The sequence below is a fragment of the Caballeronia arationis genome, from assembly GCF_001544975.2.
GTDB lineage: Bacteria > Pseudomonadota > Gammaproteobacteria > Burkholderiales > Burkholderiaceae > Caballeronia > Caballeronia arationis.
Window position 1 is genome coordinate 103622 of record NZ_FCOG02000018.1, and the last position, 20609, is coordinate 124230.

Sequence of the window (20609 nt, forward strand, 5' to 3'; positions counted from 1 at the left end):
TGTGCGAAAATATGCGATAACTGACCATTGAATAATTCGAATCGGTCTATTTCCTGGAGTTATCGCTCGCATGATCGCGCCTGCCTCGACCATCCGAAAACGCCTGCGCCTGCGCCATCTTCAGTTGATGGTCGCGCTCTCGGAAACCGAATCGCTCAGAAGCGCCGCCGACGAACTGGCGATGACGCAGCCCGCCGCGACCAAGGCACTGAAGGACTTGGAGGATACGGTCGGTGTGTCGCTCTTCGTGCGGCATGCGCGCGGCATGGAGGCGACCATCTACGGCGAGGCGGTGATGCGCTATGCGCGCGTGGTGTTCGAGGATCTGGACGAGTTGCGCGAGGAGCTTGCCGCCATCGAAGCAGGCGACATCGGCAAGGTGCGCATCGGCGCGGTGATGGCGCCCGCGCCGGACCTGCTCACGCGCGTGATCGTCACGTTGAAGGAGGCGCATCCGCGCCTGCAGATCACGGTGCAGATCGACACGAGCGACGTGCTCGTGCAGGCGTTGCAGCAGGATCAGCTGGATATCGTGGTGGGGCGGATTCCGTATGGCTTTCCGGCGCTCGACCTGAGCTTCGAGACGCTGTCGGAAGAAGCGCTTTCGATCGTCGCGCGGCCGGAGCATCCTGTCGCGAATGCACCCGCGAAACCGAAGCTCGCGGAACTGGCGGCCTATCCGTGGATCGTGCAGCCGCATCCGAGTCCGATGCGGCAGGTGATCGACCAGACGTTTCGCGAGTCGCGTGTCGCGCCGCCGGTGAGCACGGTGGAGACGTCGTCCATCCTCACCACGCTCTCGCTCCTGCGCGATTCCGACATGCTCGCCGTGCTGCCGAGTTCAGTCGCGCAATACTACGCGGCGCTCAATACGATCGCGACGCTGCCCACGCCGTTGCGCGGGCGCCTCGCGCCATACGGGCTGATCCTGCGGAAGAACCGCCGCATCAGCCCGGCGACGCAACTCGTGATCGACGCGATACGGGCTGCGTAGAAACCTCAGTGGCCGAGCCTTTCGGCCAGTTCGAGATCCTGCTCGCGCGTGACGTCAGTCGAGCCGATGCCCGGCTCCAGTGCGATATCCGGCCGCATGAAGAACGTCATCACGATGCCGACGGCGAGCAGCCCGAGCGATCCGGCGAACGGCAGCGTCCAGCTTCCGGTGTGATCGACGATGAAGCCGAACACGATCGGCGAGAAAATGCCCGCCACCGCCGATCCCGCGTTGACGAGTCCGCTCGCGATGCCGACGTGCTTCGGCGTGATGTCCATCGGCACGGCCCAGATCGGCCCGATGGTCATTTCGAGGAAGAAGAACGAAAGGCTCATCGATGCAGCCATGATCGGCAGCGACTTCACGAACATGACCGGCGCGAGGAAGACGAGCGCGCCGAGGAATGCAACGATGATCATGTTGCGCCGCGCCGCGACCACGTTGCCGGTGCGTTTCAGGATGCGGTCGCTCAGCACGCCCCCAGCCGTATTACCCACCACGCCTGACAGGAACACGCCTGCCGAAAAGAGCGCCGAGCTTTTCAGGTCGAGGCCGCGTCCGTGCATGAAGAACGTCGGCAGCCAGGTGAAGAAGAGCCAGCCGGTCCAGCCGTAGCAGAAGTACACGATCATCGTCGGCCCGATGCGCTTGATGAGTCGTCCCCACGGCGTCGGCTCGCGCGTCTTCTCGATCACGACCTTGCCCGCCGGCGGCAGTTCAGCTTCTTCCTCGGCCGTCATGTGACGATGCTTGCGCGGGTTGTCGGCGAAATACCAGGCGTAGACGACGACCCAGATCGCCGTCAGCACGCCGACGAGAATGAACGACGCGCGCCACGAGGCAAACGCGACGATGAGCGCGATGAGCGGCGGCGTCACCGCATTGCCAAGGCGCGAGAACGAATGCGTGAGGCCCTGCACGAAGCCGCGCTTGCTCGCGGGATACCAGTTCGTCAGCGCGCGCGCCTGAGCGGGCAGCGCCGCGCCCTCGCCGACACCGAGCAGCATTCGCGCGCAGAACAGCGACACGACGCCGCCCGCGAAGCCCGTCGCGACGGTGGCGACGATCCAGATCGAAGCGCAGATGGTGAGCGTGGTCTTGGCGCCGAAGCGGTCGCTGACCCAGCCGCCGATCACCTGGCAGATCGCGTAGGTGTATGCGAACGCGGCGAACACGAGGCCGACGTCGGTGTTGGTCAGATGCAGATCGTCGCGGATCACGCCGGCGGCCGCCGACAGGTTCACGCGATCCAGATACATGATGAACGACATCGCGCACATGATCGCGAGTATCGAGCGGGTGACTTTTGGTCGATGAAACATGTCTCCTCCGGTTGCGCTTGGCTGCGCTTCTTTGATGTCATCGCCAGTCCTTCGCATGCAGCGAGCGTGCTGCAAAGGACCGCGTGGAGGCCAAGTCTCGGCAATTCAGCGATATCCGTCCACTGAATTTACGGAATGCGTCGATATCCAGTGGTTATCGCTCGCCCGCGCGTCTCGAGCCACCGGGCCGCCTGCTCCGGCCTTCGGGCTAATGCTCATGCCGCGAGGGCGCGTTCGTCGTATATTCGCTGTCGGGCACGTCCGGTTTCCCGCCGTGCGCCTGCGCCGGCTTTCAACGTCATCAGAAGAGGCAGAAATCCATGAAACCCGATTCGTCGACTGGAACGGACAACGCCGCGCGCCAGCGCGCGATCGTCGCGGAGTTGCACGTCGCGTCCGATTTCGATGCCGAGACCGAGCGCGAGCGGCGCGTGCGCTTTCTCGCGGAATATCTTTCGCTTCAGGGCCTGCGCACGTATGTGCTCGGCATCAGCGGCGGCGTCGATTCGAGCGCCGCCGGGCGGCTCGCGCAATTGGCGGTCGAGCGCCTGCGCGCCACGGGGCGCGAGGCGCATTTCGTCGCGATGCGCCTGCCCTACGGCGAGCAGCACGACGAAAGCGACGCGCAGCGCGCCCTCGGATTCATCCAGCCGGACGAGACGCTCGTCGTCAACGTGAAGCCGGCGGCGGACAGCATGCTCGCGTCGCTGCTTCACGACGGCTTCACGTTCACCGACGAGGCACGCCAGGACTTCGTGCTCGGCAACATCAAGGCGCGCCAGCGGATGATCGCGCAGTACGCCGTAGCGGCCGCGCGGCACGGTCTCGTGATCGGCACCGATCACGCCGCCGAATCGGTGATGGGCTTCTTCACGAAGTTCGGCGACGGCGGCGCGGACCTGCTGCCGCTCTTCGGCCTGAACAAGCGTCGCGTGCGGGCGCTCGCGGCGCACATGGGCGCGGCCGAGGCGATCTGGCGCAAGATCCCGACCGCCGATCTGGAAACGCTGACCCCGCAGAAACCCGACGAAGACAGCTACGGCATCACCTATGAAGACATCGACGACTTTCTCGAAGGCAAGCCAGTCAGCGAGAGGGTTTACACGACGGTCTTTCGCTTCTACGATGCGACCCGTCACAAGCGTGCGCTGCCGGTCACGCTTTACGACTGAGCGCAGTTGTGTGACGCTTTGCCGGTTATCCGCTGGTCCAAAAAACAGGAGACGTCGATGAACAAGGCACTTCAAGGATTACTGGCCGTCGCGGCTGCGTCCGCATGCGTGCAGGTCCACGCGCAGGAAGTCGTGACGATCGGCCATTCCGCGCCGCTGACCGGCCCGCAGGCGGTCAACGGCAAGGACAACGAGAACGGCGCGCGCATGGCCATCGACGATCTCAACAAGCGCGGCGTGACCGTCGCGGGCAAGAAGGTCACCTTCAAACTGGACTCCGAAGACGACCAGGCCGACCCAAAGATCGGCGTGCAAATCGCGCAGAAGCTCTCAGACAGCGGCATCGTCGCTGTGGTCGGGCCGTACAACTCGGGCGTTGCGATCCCCGCGTCGCGGGTCTACAACACGGCTGGCATTCCCATGCTGCCGGTCGCGTCCAATCCCGCGCTGACCAAGCAGGGATTCAAGAACATCTTCCGCATCGGCGCGAGCGACGAACAACTCGGCGGCACGATGGCCGAATTCGCCGTGAAGACGCTCAAGGCCAAGACCGCGGCGATCATCGACGATCGCACGGCTTACGGACAAGGCGTCGCCGAGGAATTCGCGCGCGTCGCGAAGGCCCAGGGGCTGCAGATCGTCGACAACCAGTACACCAATTCCAACGCCACGGACTTTCTCGGCATCCTCACCACGATCAAGTCGAAGAACCCGGACGTGATCTTCTTCGGCGGCTATGCGGCCCAGGGTGCGCCGATGGCGAAGCAGATGCGTCAGCGCGGCATTCGCGCGAAGCTGCTCGGCGGCGATGGCATCTGCTCGGCCGACATGGGCAAGGTGGCGGGCGCGGATGCGTCCATCGTGTACTGCGCGCAGGGCGGCACGTCGCTCGACAAGACCCCGGCGGGCAGCGACTTCCTGAAGCGCTACAAGGACACGTATCACACCGACACGCAGGTGTACGCAGTCAGCTACTACGACGGCGTGATGCTGCTCGCCGACGCGATGGTCAAGGCAGGCACGACCACGGACAAGGCGAAGCTGATCGCCCAGCTGGCGAAGTCGGATTACAAGGGCATTGCGGGCACCTATTCGTTCGATCCGAAGGGCGACCTGATCGGCGCGCCGACGACCGTGTACATAATCAAGAACGGCTTGCCCGCGCCTTACGGGCAATGATGGAGAACGCATGAAGATCACGAAGGCGATCAGCACAGTCGAAGTTCATACCGGCGGCGAGGCGTTTCGCATCGTCACGAGCGGGCTGCCGAGGATGCAGGGCAAGACCATCGTCGCGCGGCGCGCGTGGCTCAAGGAACACGCCGACCACATCCGTCGCGCGCTGATGTTCGAGCCGCGCGGGCACGCCGACATGTACGGCGGCTACCTGACCGAACCCGTTAGCGAAGGCGCGGACTTCGGCGTGATCTTCGTGCACAACGAAGGCTACAGCGACCACTGCGGGCACGGCGTGATCGGACTCGCGACCGCCGCCGTCGAACTGGGCTGGATAGAACGCACGTCGCCGGAGACGCGTGTGGGGATCGACGCGCCGTGCGGCTTCATCGAAGCGTTCGTCCAGTGGGACGGCGACCATGCGGGCAACGTGCGCTTCGTCAACGTACCGTCGTTCATCTGGAAGCGCGACGTGACGGTCGACACGCCCAGCTTCGGCAAGGTGACCGGCGATATCGCGTTCGGCGGCGCATTCTACTTCTATGCGGACGGCGCGCCGTTCGACCTGCCGGTGCGCGAGTCCGCCGTCGAACGGCTCATCGCGTTCGGCGCGGAGGTGAAGGCCGCGGCGAACGCGGCGTTCAAGGTCGTGCATCCGGAAATACCGGAACTGAACCACATCTACGGGACGATCATCGCAAACAGTCCGCGGCATGCAGGGTCCACGCAAGCCAACTGCTGCGTGTTCGCCGACCGCGAAGTCGACCGCTCGCCAACGGGCTCGGGCACCGCGGGCCGCGTCGCCCAGCTCTATCTGCGCGGACGGCTAGGCCGTGACGAGACGCTCGTCAACGAATCGGTGATCGGCACGGTGTTCAAGGGACGCGTCCTGCGCGAGACGAAACTCGGCGAGTTCGACGCCGTGATTCCCGAAGTGGAAGGCAATGCGTACATCTGCGGCTTTGCGAACTGGATCATCGACGAGCGCGATCCGCTGACCTACGGATTCCTCGTACGGTGAGCGCGTTACTCGGGCGTACGTAGTCACCCCAGCCGCGACATCTACCCGCTTTCCTTCGTCACGAGTTGCACCGGTGTTTCGATGTACGGCGAAAGGTCGCGCTGCTTCCTCCCTTCGACGAGCGCCTTCAACGCCACATCGATGCCGAACACGGCCTGTCGCGCCGCGAACTGCTCGACGGTCGCGAGCACGCGGCCGTCCGCAAGCATCGGGCGGATCTGCCCGATGTTGTTGTAGCCGGTCACATACACGCGCCCGCTGCGTCCCAGCGCGCGCACGACGCCCGCCGCGCCGATCGCGATGTTGTCGTTGCCGCACAGAAGAGCGCGAATGCCCGGATGCGCGTTCAGCATCGACGACGCAATCTCCCGGCCGCTCGACACGCTCCAGTCGCCCGCCTGCACCGCGACGATCTTCACGCCGGCCGCATCCATCGCTTCCCTGAAGCCCGCCGTGCGCTCCTCCGCATTGCGTTCCGCCGCCGCGCCTTCGATCACGCCCACTTCATCGCGCGGCTTCAGCCGCTGCGCGAGATATTGCCCGACGAGACGCGCGCCCTTGCGGCTGTCCGGTCCGACGAACGGAATCGAAACCTGCGCCGCGTCTTCCGCCGCATCGTCGAACGGATTGTCGATCGCGATCACGACGATCCCCGCCGCAACCGCCTTCGCGGCCACCGGCACGAGTGCCTTCGAATCGGCCGGCGCGATGACGATCGCAGCCGCCTTCGCGACGATCATCTCTTCGACGAGCCTGATCTGCCCGGCCGTATCGGTTTCGGTTGCGGTGCCGCTCGTCGTCAGGTCGAGTTGCGACGCGTAGTGTCGCTGATAGTTCGTCGCACCGTCGATCATCGCGACGACGAATGGGTCGTCGACCGACTTCATGACGAGCGCAATCCCGAACTTGCGGTCCGCGACCGCCGAGGCGCCCGTCGCCCGGCTAAGCCCGACCGCCGCGAGCGCGGACGCCGCAAGCATGCGGCGGCGAAGAATGCGTGTCATCTGGAGGGTCGTCGTGTCATGGCAGGCGATGACCGATTGTACCTTCGCATGCTTCGCCGTCAGGCGCGATAAAACCCGCACTCGACTGCTTCTCCGCGCAACACCCTGGACTGTCCGCTGTGCCGCTTTGCAACACCTGCACCGGCAGGCTTCTCGCGCTCACGACCGCGCGGCGGCCCTGTCCGCCAATGGCATACGACTTGCCTTGAGCCTTGCGCAGCGCCCCCCACGATACCGCGCTGCGTCACAACGAATACATCAAGGAGACAGGGATGAGAACGACTTCGATACCGAGGCTCACGGCACTCGCCGCGATCACGACGACGGCGCTCGCCGCCGTGTACGCATACGCCGCCGATGCGTACCCGCCCGTGACCTACGAGCGCCTCACGGACGCGCAGGAGGACCCGGGCTGGCTCACCTACTACCGCAACTACGGAGGCCAGTCGCACTCGCCCCTCAAGCAGATCGATACCTCGAACGTGAAGAAGCTGAAGCAGGTGTGGAGCTACAAGTTTCCGGCCGAGCTTCAGCAGGGCTTCGAAGCGACGCCGCTCGTGAACGGCCGCTATCTCTTCGTCACCACGCCGAAGGACAACGTCTATGCCTTCGATGCCGCGACCGGCAAGCCACTCTGGAAATACGAGCCGAAGCTCGGTGCGGAATCGTTCAAGACCGCCTGCTGCGACGTAATCAACCGGGGCGTCGCGCTCTATGGAAAGAACGTCTATGTCGCGATGCTCTCCGGCGACGTGGCCGCGCTCGACGCACAGACCGGCGCGCTTGTCTGGAAGAAGCAGATGTTCGAGCCGGGCATCGGCTATGCGTTCTCGCTTGCGCCGCTTGCGCTCGACGGCAAGCTGATCGTCGGCAGCGCGGGCGGCGAGTATGGCGCGCGCGGCTTCATCGCGGCGCTGAGCCCCGACGATGGCAACGTCCTCTGGAAGCGCTTCACGGTGCCCGCCGCGAACGAGCAACACGGCGATACCTGGCCGAAGGGCATGCAGGAGCACGGCGGCGCGCCCGCCTGGCTGACGGGCACCTACGACTCGGGATCGAAGACGCTCTACTGGGGCGTCGGCAATCCGGGCCCGTGGCTCGCCGACCTGCGCCCCGGCGACAACCTCTATTCCGACTCGCTGCTCGCACTCGATCCGCAAACGGGCGATCTCAAGTGGCACTACCAGTACACGCGTCACGACACGTGGGACTACGACGGCGTGAACACGCCGGTCCTTGCGAAGATCACCTACGAGCAGAAGGACTACGACGCCATCGTCCACGCGGACCGCAACGGCTACTTCCACGCGATCGACCGCACGACCGGCAAGCTGATCTACGCGAAGCCGTTCGTCACCGCGACTTCGGTTAAGGGCTACACCCCGGATGGCAAGCCGATCCAGGACGACTCGAAATATCCGAAGGTCGGCACGACGATCGAAACGTGTCCGAGCTTCCTCGGCGGCAAGAACTGGTGGTCGGTTTCCTACGATCCGGAGAAGCATCTCGCGTTCGTGCCTTCGCTGCATGCGTGCATGTCGCTGTCGGGCAAGTCGGTGAACTTCATGGAAGGCCTGCCGTATCTCGGCGAGGGCTTCGAGATCAAGCCGGAACCGGGCAGCAAGGGCTATGGCGAGTTGCAGGCCATCGACGTTAATACCGGCAAGAAGGTCTGGAGCCACTGGACCAAGCTGCCCTGGAACGGCGGCGTCGCGACGACTGCGGGCGGCCTCGCGTTCAGCGGCTCGCTCGACGGCCACCTGTACGCCTTCGACGAAACGAACGGCAAGATCCTCTGGCAAAGCCCGAAGCTTGCGAGCGGGATCATCGCGCAGCCTTCGGTGTTCGAAGTCGACGGTCAGGAATACGTCGCGATCCTCGCGGGCTACGGCGGCGCCAATCCGATCTGGGGCGGCCCGATGGCGAAGGCCGCCGAGAAGATTCCGCGCGGCGGCACGCTCTACGTGTTCGCATTGCAGCACGGCTGATCGAGCGATGCCGCCCGTCGTCGATACGGGCGGCATCGCGAGTACCGAATCCCTGAAGGAAACACTCCCATGAAGAATCATTCGATACAACTGGTCTGCGCGGCCGCGGCGCTCGCGGCGATACCCGGCCTCTCGCATGCGGGCGTGCGCGTGTGCACATTTCCCGGCAGCCCGTCGACAACGCTCGATCACAGCGTTGCGAAAGAGGTGTTCAAGACCGCGGGTCTCGACGTCTCCTTCGTGCGCGAAGCGATCGGCGAAGGCGACGACGATGGCGTGTCGCCGAAGGAACTGCGCAAGGTCCTCGCGAAAGATTGCGACGTGATCGCGGGCTTCCCGCGCTCCAGCGTCGCCGACGGTTCGGACAGCAAGCTGCGGTTCTCGGCGAGCTATCTGCGCTCGGGTTACGTGAGCGTGGGGCCGCGCGACAAGCGCGCGCAGGCCGGCGCACCTGACATCGTCGCGGCCACTTATGCGAGCCCGGCACAGCTCATCGCCGTGCAGCAACGCGATGTCGAACTGGATCTGGAGAACACGTCGGAGTCGACCGTCGATGCCGTCGCGAACGGCCGCGCGCGGCGGGCGATCGTCTGGTATCCGGCGCTGGTCGCGTATCGCGGCAAGCATCCGCAGGCGCGCTTTGTGACGGCTTCGACGAGTTCCGCTTATGCGGACTGGTCGCTCGTGTTCGCATTCGCCCCCGACGCGGCGCAGTTGCAAAAGCGCGTCGACCATGCGCTCGCGACGATGTCCGCTGATGGACGCCTCGCTTCGTTGACAAAGGACTGGGCGCTACCCGCCGACGAGAAAACGGCGCAGACGAAGCCCGCGTATCTCGACGGCCCGTCACGCACCGCCGCCGATGCGCACATTGTCAGAGTGGATGCGAGCACCGCCGCCGATCCCGCGTTCAACCCGGCGCAGGTCGCGCACGGCAAGACGCTCTATGCGAGTTCGTGCGCGAAGTGTCACGGTCCCGACTTGCAGGGCGTCACGGCGCCCGCGCTGCGCGGGCCGTCGTTCGCGCCCGCATCGGCGAAGGCGCATCCGATCGGCGCGATCTTCCAGTACATGGCGAGCAACATGCCGGCAGACCGGCCGGGCAAGATGCGGGATCAGGACTACGCGGACATCATGGCGTTCCTGCTGCATTCGAATGGCTACGGGGCGGGCACGGCCAAGCTCACCGCCGATGCCGCCCGCGCATCCACTACGCCGCTCGCGGCGCGCACGGCGCAGTGAGGCGCGAAAGCACGCCACGCGAGACGCGTGGCGTGCTCTTGAAGTCACGTCCTGCAGTCAATCGACCTGTTTCCGCAGCAAGTCCGCCATCGAAGTATCCAATACATCAAAAGACTCGATATTTCCGGCAGGCAAGCGCAACGCTGTGAACTTCTGCTCAAGGCTGGAGAAGAGATCGCCATACGGCGTCCACTTCAACGTTCGACTTTAGCCGGAGCGGATGACGAGGTCGTACCATGCCCGCGACGCCGCCTGGCACCAAACCGACTTGGCGCGCAGACGGTCATCGTCAGGTCAATGGAAGGAGGGAGAGGACGCGCCCGGGAGATTGCCCGCCGGGGTAGGCCATGCAAAGCGCAATCAGCGTGGGCAGCCCTTTAAAGCGACGCCCACGCTTGCCAAACCGCTAAGGATTAGCGACTAGCGATATACATCGTGATTTCGAAGCCGAAGCGCAGGTCGGTGAAGGCGGGGGTGGTCCACGTCATGAGTATCTCCTTGGGTTTTGCAATGGTTGGTGTGCGACCGGTAAATGACGGCGGTCGGTACAGGACAGGCAAGCTTCGTGCCGTCGCGTGCTGTCTGGAACCAGCCATGAACATGCGCCGCGCATTGCTCCAAAGCGCAACACCATTGCTCCACGCTGCAACAGCGGAGCAACAGTCCGCGGATCAGGCGTCATCGGTCCGGGCACCGACAGCCACCCTGCGATAGATCGTATTGCGCGAGATGCCGAGCGAGCGCGCCGCCGCCGATACGTTGCCGTTGTGCCGCGCAAGCGCCGCCGTGATCGCGGATGCGGTGAACGTGTGCAGGTCGGCGCCGGCAGCGGGCGCGGCGCCGGCGGCAGGCGTCGCGCCTCGCTCGATGTCGTCGAAGAAATCGTCGGGCAGATGTTCGATGCGGATTTCGCCGTCGTCGTCGACCATCGCCGCCGCCGTGCGCAGCAAATTGCCGAGCTGCCGGAAGTTGCCCGGCCAGCGGCATTGCTCGAAAAGCTGCATCACGTCGGGCGCGATCGACAGCGGCACCGCGCTGCTCGCCTCCTGCTGCAACATGCGCTGCACGACCGTGCGCAGATCGGAGCGCTCACGCAACGGCGGCAGCTTCACGACAAGGCCATTGAGCCGGTAATAGAGGTCCTCGCGGAACCGGTTCTCGGCGATCATCTCGCGCAGGTCGCGATGCGTCGCGCAGATGATTGCGACATCGACGGGAATCGACTTCGCGGAGCCGAGCGGGTTCACGAGCCGCTCCTGCAGCACGCGCAGCAACCGCACTTGCAGCGGATACGGCATGTCGCCGATCTCGTCGAGGAAGAGCGTGCCGCCGTTCGCCTGCAGGAGCTTGCCCGTCGCGCCCTTGCGGCGCGCACCGGTGAACGCCCCTTCTTCGTAGCCGAACAGTTCGGATTCGATCAGCGTCTCGGGTATCGACGCGCAATTCACCGCGACGAACGGCCCCGACGAGCGTGGCGAATCGTGGTGAATGGCCTGCGCGAGCAGTTCCTTGCCGGTGCCCGTTTCGCCGGTGATCAGGATCGGGATGTCGCGATCGATCACCTTGCGCACCTTGCCGATTACTGCCGCGACGCGCGCATCGCCCGTATCGAGGCGCGCGAGGCCACCGCCTGTCGAAGCGCGCGGCGCGGGCGCCTCCCGCTCGCGCTCGTACGGCCGGCTCACGGGCTGCACGGTAGCCGTCACCGACTGCCGCCGATGCTCGACCTTCGCGCTCACGACGATCCCATCGGGCAGGCAAAGCGGAATCGGCTGGCCGTGGCCCCCGCTCACGCGGTCGATCAGTTGCGAAGCGGTCAGCCCGAACAGCGACGACGAGGTATGCGCACGCAGCGCCGCGAGCGGCAAGCCGAACTGGAACTGCGCGCTGCGATTCGCGGAGAGAAAGCGCCCGTCACACGTGAACGCGGCCATGCCTTCCATCAGCGTGCCGAGAAACTCGGCGCGGCTGTGAAAGCCGATGCGCAGGGTTTCCCCGAAGGTGCTCGCGAACAGATGGTTTTCGATCATCTGCACGGACATCTTCGCGAGCGCCATCGTGTGCTGGTGATAGCTGCGATGATCGCCGGTCACGTCGAGTACGCCGATCAGCTCGCCGTAAGGATCGAGGATCGGCACGCTCGAACAGGTGAGGAAGCGGTTCGCGGCGAGATAGTGCTGCTCGCCGTGCACGACCATCGGACACCGCTCGGCGATCGCCGTGCCGATCGCGTTCGTGCCTTGCCGGTCTTCGGCCCAGTTAGCGCCGGGACGAAGCGCGACTTTCTCGGCGCGGCGCAGAAAGTCGTCGTCGCCGGTGGAGTGCAGCACGAGCCCCTGCGCGTCGGTCAGCACGATCATGCTCTGCGTGTTGAGGATCTGCTCCTGCAGCGTTGCCATCACCGGCAGCGCGTGCGCGCACAGCACTCGGTTCTGTTCCAGCTTCACGCGCAACTCCGCGACGGGCAGGACGTCGTAATCGGGAGCGCTCGAACTCTTCAGCCCAAACGCCTCGGACCGCTGATGCGCGGTGCAGATCGACGGCGCGAGCCAAGAGGACTCGCCCAGCGCGGCAATGTGATGGCCGGCATTGTTGTGCATCGTCTCCTCCTTATTGGATTTCGATCTGGTGCCGAAATCGTCTTCCTGCGAAAGAAGCAAGTTGCAGGCCACTGATTGCAATGCGACGCAGATAAAGCCCGTACTGACTAGCTTCGACCGCTGATCGGTGACGATCGGATCGAACTGCGCCCGGAGAACGCGTGCATCGGTCACGAAGAGCGTGCTTTCCGCCGAATTCGTCTGCCGTGGGAAAAAGCTGCGACAAGCTTTCGAAGGCGATCGTCGGCACGGATTCCCTGCTGTCGTGAAGCGTTGCGCTCGGACCAGTGTAGCCCGCCGATATCCTCCAGGCGATCCGGGTTCGCCGCGTGTCGGCGCGCGCCCAACAGCGCCCGGCTTTGTGTTGGCCGGCGAACGCCATCGCGATTGCTGAATTTATAAATTTCTCATTTAAATCAAAAACTTACCGAATCACAGACGATTGGCATGCGAAGTGCAGTGTTTGCTTCGAGCCAGCGTTGCTTTTGCGTCAATCGACATCGAACAGCATCGGGCGGCTTGGAAGAACCGGGCGCATCAGCGTTCCGGCGTGATTTCCGGGAGTTCCTCATGCTGCTCGCTCGACTGTTCCGCGTTGTGTTGCGGGTTTTGTTCGCCGTGGCGTTCTGCACGCCTGCCGAAGGCGGCGCCGCAGTCGTCGGCGCAGCGAGCGCGAGCCACGCCGGCGCGCCCGGCGCGCTGGAAGCCGGTATCGAACGTCTGCGCGGCGCCACGTGGTGGGAAGCGAATCGAAAGATCCGGCCGCAGCTGGCGCAAGTCGGCGACCTGATGTTCCTGTTGCCGCTCGCCGACTCGAAGCTCCAGCCCGCTTCGGACGCGATCGGCCGCGTTCAGCGTCTGCGCGACGCGCTGCGTTCGCATCTGACGAAGCAGCCCGCCGGGTGGAACCGCCTGGTTGCGCAAGTGCGCGCCCAGCGCGCGCAGGCGGGCGATACCTCCGCGGTCCTGCTCGCCGACGCGCTCGTCAACGAGGTCCGTTATCGCGACGGCACCGACGGCAGCTACTATCCGCCGTCGCGCTTTTTCGCCGAGAGCGGCGTCTGCAAGGATTTCGCAACCGCCAAATACCTGTTGCTGCGCGATGCCGGCTTCGACATCGCGCGCCTGCGGCTCGTCTCGCTCGCGCCGCGCTACAACAACACGCCGGACGACTGGCACGTGATCCTCGTCGTGCAGATGGACGCCCCCGGCGAGCCGCTCGCGCTCGATTCGCCGACCGCGTCGCCGGCGAGGCGCGCAGGCGATACCGGCGAGGCGTCGAATTCGACAGGGCCCTCCGCGTTGCTCGACGCGATCCTCGCGGGCCGCAAGCCCGCCGACGCAGTGCTGCGCGCGCCGTCGGGTCCGCTCGTCGCATCACTTGCTCGCTCGGGGCAGGCAGAACGGCCGCTCGCGACGGTCTTCAACGAAACCGGCAGCCGCTCGTTCGAACGCGACGCGCCGGGCCAGCTTCGGCGGACGGCGGCGGGCCGCGCGGTCAGGCCGATGTATGTAGATGAACTGGGGCAGCCGTGGCAGGTCGACGGCTCGGGGACGTTTCCGAAGTGGCGCGTGGCGGCGAATGAAGGTGCCGCGCCCGCGCTGCTGCGCGTCGCGGCGCGGTGACGGAATCAGCGCGTCTCAGACCGAGCGCCGGATCTCCGCAACGCCGAACGCGGCCAGCGCCAGCCCGGCGGCGCGGTCGATCATGCGCCGCACCCGCGCGCCGAGCGCGTGGCGCGCGCCCGACACCACGGCGACGAGAAAGCACCACCACGCGATCGACCCGAAGAACACGCCGAACACGGTTGTCAGCGCGACGCCGGACGAGAACGGCCCGCGCGGCGCGAGCGTCGCGAAAAGCGCGGCGAACATGATGATCGTCTGCGGGTTGGTGAGCGTCAGCAGCAGCGAACTGGCGAACGCGCGCGCGGTGCCGGCGGAGGCGCAGTCGATGGCGGCAGCGTCGGTGGCGGGTTTCTGCAACAGCGTGCGCAGGCAGAGATACAGCAGGAAGAGCCCCGCGACGAGGTGCAGCGGCTTGTCGTAAGCCAGCATGAAGTGCGACACGCTCACCATGCCGAGCGCGGCGACGAGCCCGTAGATCGCATCGCCACTCGCAATGCCAACGCCAATCGCGAGCCCCGCGCGCGGGCCCTCAGTCAGGGTGCGGCGGATGCACAGCATGCCCATCGGTCCGACGGGCGCGGCGACCGCGAGTCCGACACCCGCGGCGGTGAAAAAGAGTCCAGCGTTCGGCATGAATGCTCCGAGTGATTGTTCTTGTGGGACGCGCGCGGCGCTCAGTCCTGGGACGGCGCGTCCTGATCGGCGTCGATGCCGAGTTCGCGCGCCATCTTCTCGACGAGCGCCTCCAGCCGCTCGACTTTCGCCGCGAGATAGCGCTGCTCGGCCCTGAGCGCGTCGATTTCGGCGAGCGGCGCGGCGGCGTCATCGCTCACGGCGCGCTCGCGGGTCTCGTCGATGCTCGGTTCGCCGCACAGCAGATGCACCCAGCGGCTTTCGCGCTCGCCCGGCACGCGCGAAAGCTTGACGACAAACGGCGAATCGCCGTCGGCAAGCTCGTCGAGAAAACTCTCGACCGACGAGACATCGGCGAACGAGTGCAGGCGCGTCGTGGCCGAGCGCAGTTCGGCGGCCGTCTGCGGGCCGCGCAGCACGAGCGCGGTCAGGAGCGCGACCGCCTGGCTCGGCACGCGCAGCACGCGCTGCATGTTGTGCTCGAAGCGTGGCACGCGGCTGCTGCTGCCTTCCATTACGAGGCTCAGGCGCTTCAGTCCGTCGATGGCCGCGAGCACGTCCGACTCCGTCGCGTTCATCACCGGCGCGCGCGCGGTTTTTTGATTGCAGCCGGAGGTGAGCGAGTTGAGCGAGAGCGGATACGTGTCGGGGACGGTGAGCTGCTTTTCGACCAGCACGCCGACGACACGCGCTTCGAGCGGGGTTAGCGGGCGGATTGCGCGGGGCGCGGAGGTGTCTGCGGTGGTGTTCATGGTCGTTGGCGACTGGCGAGGGCTTGCGGCCCGAATATGATAGCCGGGGCGGGGGGCTTCGGCGACGGGCGCGCGGACGGCATCCGCACGCAGCGCCCGCTCGCGCCTCGTCCCGGGGCGACGGACCGGCGGCTAGCTCGCCGCCGCCGTCTTGCGCGGCCTGCGCGCGCGGGGCGTTGATTTGCGCGCCGGTTTCGCGCGATCGCCCGGCGATTTGTCGTCGGGCTTTTCGTCCGAAACTTCCGGCGATGCCGCCGCCATGTCGGCGCCCGGCGCCGATTCCTCCGCCACCGGCCAGAAAGGCTGAGCGTTTTCGGGCGACGTCCGCGCGGTGCGCTTTTTCGCCGTCGTCTTGGGTCCGCGACGCGCCGCCGGCCTGGACGGCTGCGGCTGCTGCACGTCAGCTTCCCCGACGGCATCCGCCGGCTCGTCGGCGCTTTCTCGCGGTGCTTCCGCCTCGGGCGCGGGCGCCGGCTGCGGGTCCAACGATTCGATCGACTCGATTTCATCCGCCGCGTACCGGGCCTCGACCACGGCGCTTTCGGCCTTGACCGGCGTTTCCTTGCGTCCGCCGCGACCCTTGCGCCGGATGCCGTTCTTGTCGGCCTTCGACGCGACGGCTCCGGTCTCCTCGGCCTCCGCGTGCGTGCGCGCCGCCGCAACCGGCTCCGCGAGGACCGCCGCGCTCGATCGGAACACGAACGCACCCGATTTCTCGTCGCGCCCGACTTCCAGAAGCCCGCGCGCCTGCGCTTCGTCCAGCAGATTGCCGAACGCGCGGAATCCGAAATACGACTCGCTGAAATCCGGCTTGCGGCGCTTGATCGCGCTCTTCAGCACCGACGCCCAGATCTTCCCGCTCTCACCGCGCTCGGACGACAGCGCGTCGAAGGTTTCAACCGCGAGCGCGATCGCCTGCGCCTTGCGGCCTTCCATATCGTGCTTCTGCTGGCGGCCGTCGTCCGCCGAGCGCTTCGCCCGCGCGCTCGCCTCGCTTGCCTCGCGCTTCGCGATAGCACGCTGCTGCTCGCGTACGAGATCGTCGTAGAAAATGAACTCGTCGCAATTCGCGACGAGCAGATCGGACGTCGAATTCTTCACGCCCACGCCGATCACCTTCTTCGCGTTCTCGCGCAGCTTCGAAACGAGCGGCGAAAAGTCCGAGTCGCCGCTGATGATGACGAACGTATCGACATGCGATTTCGTGTAGCAGAGATCGAGCGCATCGACGACGAGCCGGATGTCCGCCGAATTCTTCCCCGACTGGCGCACGTGCGGAATCTCGATCAGCTCGAAACTCGCCTCGTGCATCGACGCCTTGAAGCCCTTGTAGCGGTCCCAGTCGCAATACGCCTTCTTCACGACGATGCTGCCCTTCAGCAGCAGCCGCTCCAGCACCGGCACGATGTCGAACTTCTCGTACTTCGCGTCGCGTACGCCGAGCGCCACGTTTTCGAAGTCGCAAAACAGCGCCATGCTGACGCTTTCCTGAGGTGAAGCCATGTGTTCTCCCGCCGTTTTCCGTTTTATCGCCGCGTCGCCGAAGTCGATCCGGGGCTCAAGGCATCTTGAAATTGCGCACATGATAGCCCCTCGCGGGCGCGCGGCTGCGCGCGCGGCATTCCGCCGTCGCGCCGATGACGTGTATCATCGCGTCCATCCCGCTTTTTTCCGCCTTTCCGCCATCGAGCGGCGGCCTTTGCGTGTTTCCGCCGCGAGGCAGCCCGCCCGTGCGCCCATTTGCCTTTTTGCCCGCCTCGCGCGGGCGAACCGGTGCAAACCGGGCGCCGACCGGTGAACACGGACCCCGCGGACGAACCCATCGCTTATCTCGACACCATGCCAGTCTCCGAACTTCAACGGCGCCGCACGTTCGCGGTCATTTCCCACCCTGACGCGGGCAAGACGACGCTCACCGAAAAACTGCTGCTGTTCTCGGGCGCGATCCAGATCGCCGGCACCGTGAAAGGCAGGAAGAGCAACCGCTACGCGACCTCCGACTGGATGGAGATCGAAAAGCAGCGCGGCATTTCGGTCGCGAGTTCGGTGATGCAGTTCGAATACGGCGACGCCGTCATCAACCTGCTCGACACCCCGGGCCACGAAGACTTTTCCGAGGACACCTATCGCGTGCTGACGGCGGTCGACGCCGCCGTGATGGTGATCGACGGCGCGAACGGCGTCGAAGCGCAGACGCTCAAGCTGCTCGAAGTCTGCCGCGCGCGCCGCACGCCGATCCTCACGTTCATCAACAAGCTCGACCGCGAAGTGCGCCAGCCGCTCGAACTGCTCGATGAAATCGAGCAGCATCTGGGGGTCGCCGCCGTGCCGTTCACCTGGCCGATCGGCATGGGCAAGGAATTCCAGGGCGTCTACGACATCCAGCGCGACCAGGTGCGCCTGTTCCGTCCGGGCCAGGACACGGCCGGCGGTGAAGTCGAAACGCTCACCGCGCCTTCCGACGAAGAAGGCGAGCGCCGTTTCGGATCGAGCTGGACGCGCGCGAAGGAAGAAATCGACCTGATCACGGGCGCCACGCCGCCGCTCGACCGCGACGCGTTCCTCGCGGGCCAGCAGTCGCCGGTGTTGTTCGGCTCGGCGATCAACAACTTCGGCGTGAAGGAAATTCTCGACGCGCTCGTCGATCTCGCGCCGCCACCCTCGATGCGCATGACGGTGCAGCGCCCCGTGCTGCCGGAAGAGCCGAAGTTCACCGGCGTCGTCTTCAAGGTGCAGGCGAACATGGATCTCGCGCACCGCGACCGGGTCGCGTTCATCCGCGTCTGCTCGGGCCGTTTCGAGCGCGGCATGGCGCTCAAGGTGACGCGTTCGGCGAAGACGTTTCGCGCGAACAACGTCGTCACGTTCCTCTCGCAGCGACGCGAGACGGTGAGCGAGGCATATCCGGGCGACATCATCGGCATCCCGAATCACGGCACGCTGCGCCTCGGCGACACGCTCACCGAAGGCGAGGAACTCCAGTTCACCGGCCTGCCGTTCTTCGCGCCGGAAATCTTCCAGACCGTCGAAGTGGTCGACCCGATGCGCGCGAAGCAGCTCGGCGAGGCGCTGAACCAGTTCGGCGACGAAGGCGCGATCCAGGTGTTCCGCCCGGTCGTGGGCGGCTCGATCATCCTCGGCGCGGTCGGGCAGTTGCAGTTCGAGGTGGTGTCGCATCGCCTGTCGGCGGAATACAAGGTGGACGTGCGCATCATGCCGGCGCGCTATCGCATGTCGCGCTGGGTGACCTGCGACGACGCCGCCGAACTGCGCCGCTTCAGCGACGCCTACGCGGGCCGCATGGCGCTCGATGCATCGAGCGCGCCGACGTATCTGGCTTCGCACATCTCCGAAATCGAAGTCGCGCAGAAGGCGTGGCCGAAGATCGTCTTCAACGAACTGCGCGAGCACTCCGGCGCGCCGTTCCGCAAGTCGCTTTAAGCATTCTTTCAACCAACGAGGACCATTGTGAAGAGGCTGTTGACGTTATTGCTGGGTGCCACGCTCGCTGTTTCCGCTTGCCTTTCGACCGTCGCGCACGCGAAGGAGTGGTCGACGATCCGCTTCGGCGTCGATGCGAGCTATCCGCCGTTCGAATCGAAGGCGCCGGACGGCACGCTCGTCGGCTTCGACATCGACGTCGGCAACGAATTGTGCCGGCGCCTGAACGCGAAGTGCGTGTGGGTCGAGAACGCGTTCGACGGCATGATTCCGGGCCTCAAGGCGAAAAAGTTCGACGGCGTGCTCTCGACGATGTCGATGACGCCTGCGCGGGTCAAGCAGATCGCGTTCAGCAGCAAGCTCTTCCATGTGCCGACTCGCCTCGTCGCGAAGAAGGGTTCAGCGATCCAGCCGACGGCGGAATCGCTTGCGGGCAAGTCGGTGGGCGTCGAGCAGGGATCGATGCAGGAAACCTACGCGAAGGCGCACTGGGGCGCGAAAGGCGTGCAGGTGGTGTCGTATGCCGACCAGGACCAGGTTTATGCGGACCTGCTGACGGGGCGCATCGACGCGTCGCTGCAAAATGCGGTGCAGGCCGAGCGCGGCTTTCTCGACACGCCGCGCGGCAAGCCGTATGCGTTCGCCGGCGGCGCGCTGGAAGACAGCGCGATCTTCGGGCCGGGCACGGCCATCGGACTGCGCCGCGAAGACACCGACCTGAAGGAGAAACTCGACGGCGCAATCGCCGCGATGATCAAGGACGGCACCTACAAGAAGATCGCCGACAAGAATTTCGACTTCGACGTGTACGGCGAGTGAAGTCTGGCAAGCGAGGTTGAAAGCGGCGCCCCACGGGGCGCCGCTTTTCATTTCAGGCGAACGGTTTCGATCAGTTCGGACACCCCGAGCCAGAGTATCTGCACGCCGATGCAGAAGATCACGAACGCGAAGAGGCGCATGGCAACCTGCGTGCCGACGGTGCCGAGAAGACGTTCGAGGTGCCCCGAAAACCGCACGCACACATAGATGCTCGCGCACAGGATCACGAGTGCGACGCCCACGCCGACCATATGCACCGGCGACAGTCCCGCGCGCGGCGAACCGGTGCCGAGCGCGATCGCCACGGCGATAGCGCCCGGGCCAACGGTGATCGGCAGGGTCAGCGGATAGAACGACCTGGCGCGCAGCGACGCCGTGCGATCGGTCGCGGGCGCGACTTCGGCGGCTTCGGCTTCCGAGGCGTCGGGCGCCTGCAGGAGATTCCAGCCCGCCATCGCGATGACGACGCCGCCCGCCACGCGCAGCACCGGAATCGAGATCCCGAAGAACGACAGTACATACGCGCCGATCGACAGCGAAGCGAGCAAAATCGCGAAGCTGTTGATCGAGATGCGCCGGGCGATTTCGCTGCGCTCGGCGAGTGTCGCGTGCGGCACCATGCTGAGCACGATGAGCGCGGTGGCCGGCGGATTGATGAGAGGAAAAAGCCCGGCGACGATCACGAGGACCGTCTTCGTGAATTCGTTGAGCATGGAGTTCCTTGGGTCGCTGACGCTTCCTGGTTCGCGAAGTGCTCGTCCGGGACCGAGTATAAGTGAGGCGATCTGGCGGGACCAGCGCAGACCGAGCCGTGCC

17 protein-coding genes are annotated in these 20609 nt (G+C 65.5%); 9 read left to right on the forward strand and 8 right to left on the reverse strand.

The features are described from left to right. Positions 1 to 70: 70 nt before the first annotated feature. Positions 71 to 994, forward strand: coding sequence for a LysR substrate-binding domain-containing protein (locus AWB81_RS13650; protein WP_062636123.1), 924 nt, complete (start codon positions 71 to 73; stop codon positions 992 to 994). Positions 995 to 999: 5 nt separating this feature from the next. Here AWB81_RS13650 and AWB81_RS13655 read toward each other — a convergent pair whose 3' ends face one another. Continuing rightward, positions 1000 to 2316 carry an MFS transporter gene (locus AWB81_RS13655; protein ID WP_062636125.1) on the reverse strand — a complete coding sequence of 439 codons (1317 nt, stop codon included), beginning with the start codon at positions 2314 to 2316 and terminating at the stop codon, positions 1000 to 1002. 320 nt (positions 2317 to 2636) lie between these two features. Between AWB81_RS13655 and nadE the strand changes: the two genes are divergently transcribed. From nadE to lhpH, 3 genes are read left to right on the forward strand one after another with little or no spacing between them, the layout of a single operon-like run. Continuing rightward, positions 2637 to 3488: an NAD(+) synthase gene (gene nadE, locus AWB81_RS13660; protein ID WP_062636127.1), complete on the forward strand. Its 852-nt coding sequence runs from the start codon at positions 2637 to 2639 to the stop codon at positions 3486 to 3488. 57 nt (positions 3489 to 3545) lie between these two features. Beyond that, on the forward strand, positions 3546 to 4667 hold the full coding sequence (locus AWB81_RS13665) for a branched-chain amino acid ABC transporter substrate-binding protein (protein WP_062636128.1): 1122 nt from the start codon (positions 3546 to 3548) through the stop codon (positions 4665 to 4667). Positions 4668 to 4677: 10 nt separating this feature from the next. Then, complete coding sequence (lhpH, locus tag AWB81_RS13670) at positions 4678 to 5685, forward strand: trans-3-hydroxy-L-proline dehydratase (protein ID WP_062636131.1); 1008 nt, start codon at positions 4678 to 4680, stop codon at positions 5683 to 5685. Positions 5686 to 5726: 41 nt separating this feature from the next. Here lhpH and AWB81_RS13675 read toward each other — a convergent pair whose 3' ends face one another. Continuing rightward, positions 5727 to 6689, reverse strand: a complete 963-nt coding sequence (locus AWB81_RS13675) for a substrate-binding domain-containing protein (RefSeq protein ID WP_062636180.1) — start codon at positions 6687 to 6689, stop codon at positions 5727 to 5729. A 272-nt stretch (positions 6690 to 6961) separates the two neighbouring features. On the opposite strand from AWB81_RS13675, the gene AWB81_RS13680 reads away from it, so the two are divergent. After that, positions 6962 to 8677 carry a methanol/ethanol family PQQ-dependent dehydrogenase gene (locus tag AWB81_RS13680; protein ID WP_062636132.1) on the forward strand — a complete coding sequence of 572 codons (1716 nt, stop codon included), beginning with the start codon at positions 6962 to 6964 and terminating at the stop codon, positions 8675 to 8677. 69 nt (positions 8678 to 8746) lie between these two features. Then, entirely contained in the window at positions 8747 to 9919 is a 1173-nt protein-coding gene (locus AWB81_RS13685; RefSeq protein ID WP_062636134.1) for a c-type cytochrome, read from the forward strand. Between the two features lie 413 nt (positions 9920 to 10332). Here AWB81_RS13685 and pqqA read toward each other — a convergent pair whose 3' ends face one another. Together pqqA and AWB81_RS13695 are read right to left on the reverse strand one after the other, a co-directional pair. Continuing rightward, a complete protein-coding gene (pqqA, locus tag AWB81_RS13690) occupies positions 10333 to 10407 on the reverse strand; it encodes a pyrroloquinoline quinone precursor peptide PqqA (protein WP_062636182.1) in 75 nt (24 codons plus the stop codon). Between the two features lie 183 nt (positions 10408 to 10590). After that, on the reverse strand, positions 10591 to 12519 hold the full coding sequence (locus AWB81_RS13695) for a sigma-54-dependent Fis family transcriptional regulator (RefSeq protein ID WP_062636184.1): 1929 nt from the start codon (positions 12517 to 12519) through the stop codon (positions 10591 to 10593). 570 nt (positions 12520 to 13089) lie between these two features. Here AWB81_RS13695 and AWB81_RS13700 point away from each other — a divergent pair. Beyond that, on the forward strand, positions 13090 to 14145 hold the full coding sequence (locus AWB81_RS13700; protein ID WP_062636136.1) for a transglutaminase domain-containing protein: 1056 nt from the start codon (positions 13090 to 13092) through the stop codon (positions 14143 to 14145). 15 nt (positions 14146 to 14160) lie between these two features. Here the strand turns inward: AWB81_RS13700 and AWB81_RS13705 are convergent, their stop codons facing one another. The 3 genes from AWB81_RS13705 to AWB81_RS13715 all read right to left on the reverse strand — a co-directional run bounded on the left by AWB81_RS13705 (position 14161) and on the right by AWB81_RS13715 (position 17036). Next, complete coding sequence (locus tag AWB81_RS13705; RefSeq protein ID WP_062636138.1) at positions 14161 to 14781, reverse strand: LysE family translocator; 621 nt, start codon at positions 14779 to 14781, stop codon at positions 14161 to 14163. A gap of 41 nt (positions 14782 to 14822) precedes the next feature. Next, positions 14823 to 15533, reverse strand: coding sequence for a YceH family protein (locus AWB81_RS13710; protein ID WP_062636140.1), 711 nt, complete (start codon positions 15531 to 15533; stop codon positions 14823 to 14825). Between the two features lie 132 nt (positions 15534 to 15665). Next, complete coding sequence (locus tag AWB81_RS13715; protein WP_087134967.1) at positions 15666 to 17036, reverse strand: NYN domain-containing protein; 1371 nt, start codon at positions 17034 to 17036, stop codon at positions 15666 to 15668. 336 nt (positions 17037 to 17372) lie between these two features. Between AWB81_RS13715 and AWB81_RS13720 the strand changes: the two genes are divergently transcribed. Both AWB81_RS13720 and AWB81_RS13725 read left to right on the forward strand, forming a co-directional pair. Beyond that, positions 17373 to 18974: a peptide chain release factor 3 gene (locus AWB81_RS13720; protein WP_062636186.1), complete on the forward strand. Its 1602-nt coding sequence runs from the start codon at positions 17373 to 17375 to the stop codon at positions 18972 to 18974. 27 nt (positions 18975 to 19001) lie between these two features. After that, complete coding sequence (locus AWB81_RS13725; protein WP_062636143.1) at positions 19002 to 19793, forward strand: ABC transporter substrate-binding protein; 792 nt, start codon at positions 19002 to 19004, stop codon at positions 19791 to 19793. A 47-nt stretch (positions 19794 to 19840) separates the two neighbouring features. Here AWB81_RS13725 and AWB81_RS13730 read toward each other — a convergent pair whose 3' ends face one another. After that, the gene (locus tag AWB81_RS13730) at positions 19841 to 20506 is read right to left on the reverse strand and encodes a MarC family protein (protein ID WP_062636145.1); all 666 of its coding nucleotides are present in this window, start codon (positions 20504 to 20506) and stop codon (positions 19841 to 19843) included. Positions 20507 to 20609: the final 103 nt, after the last annotated feature.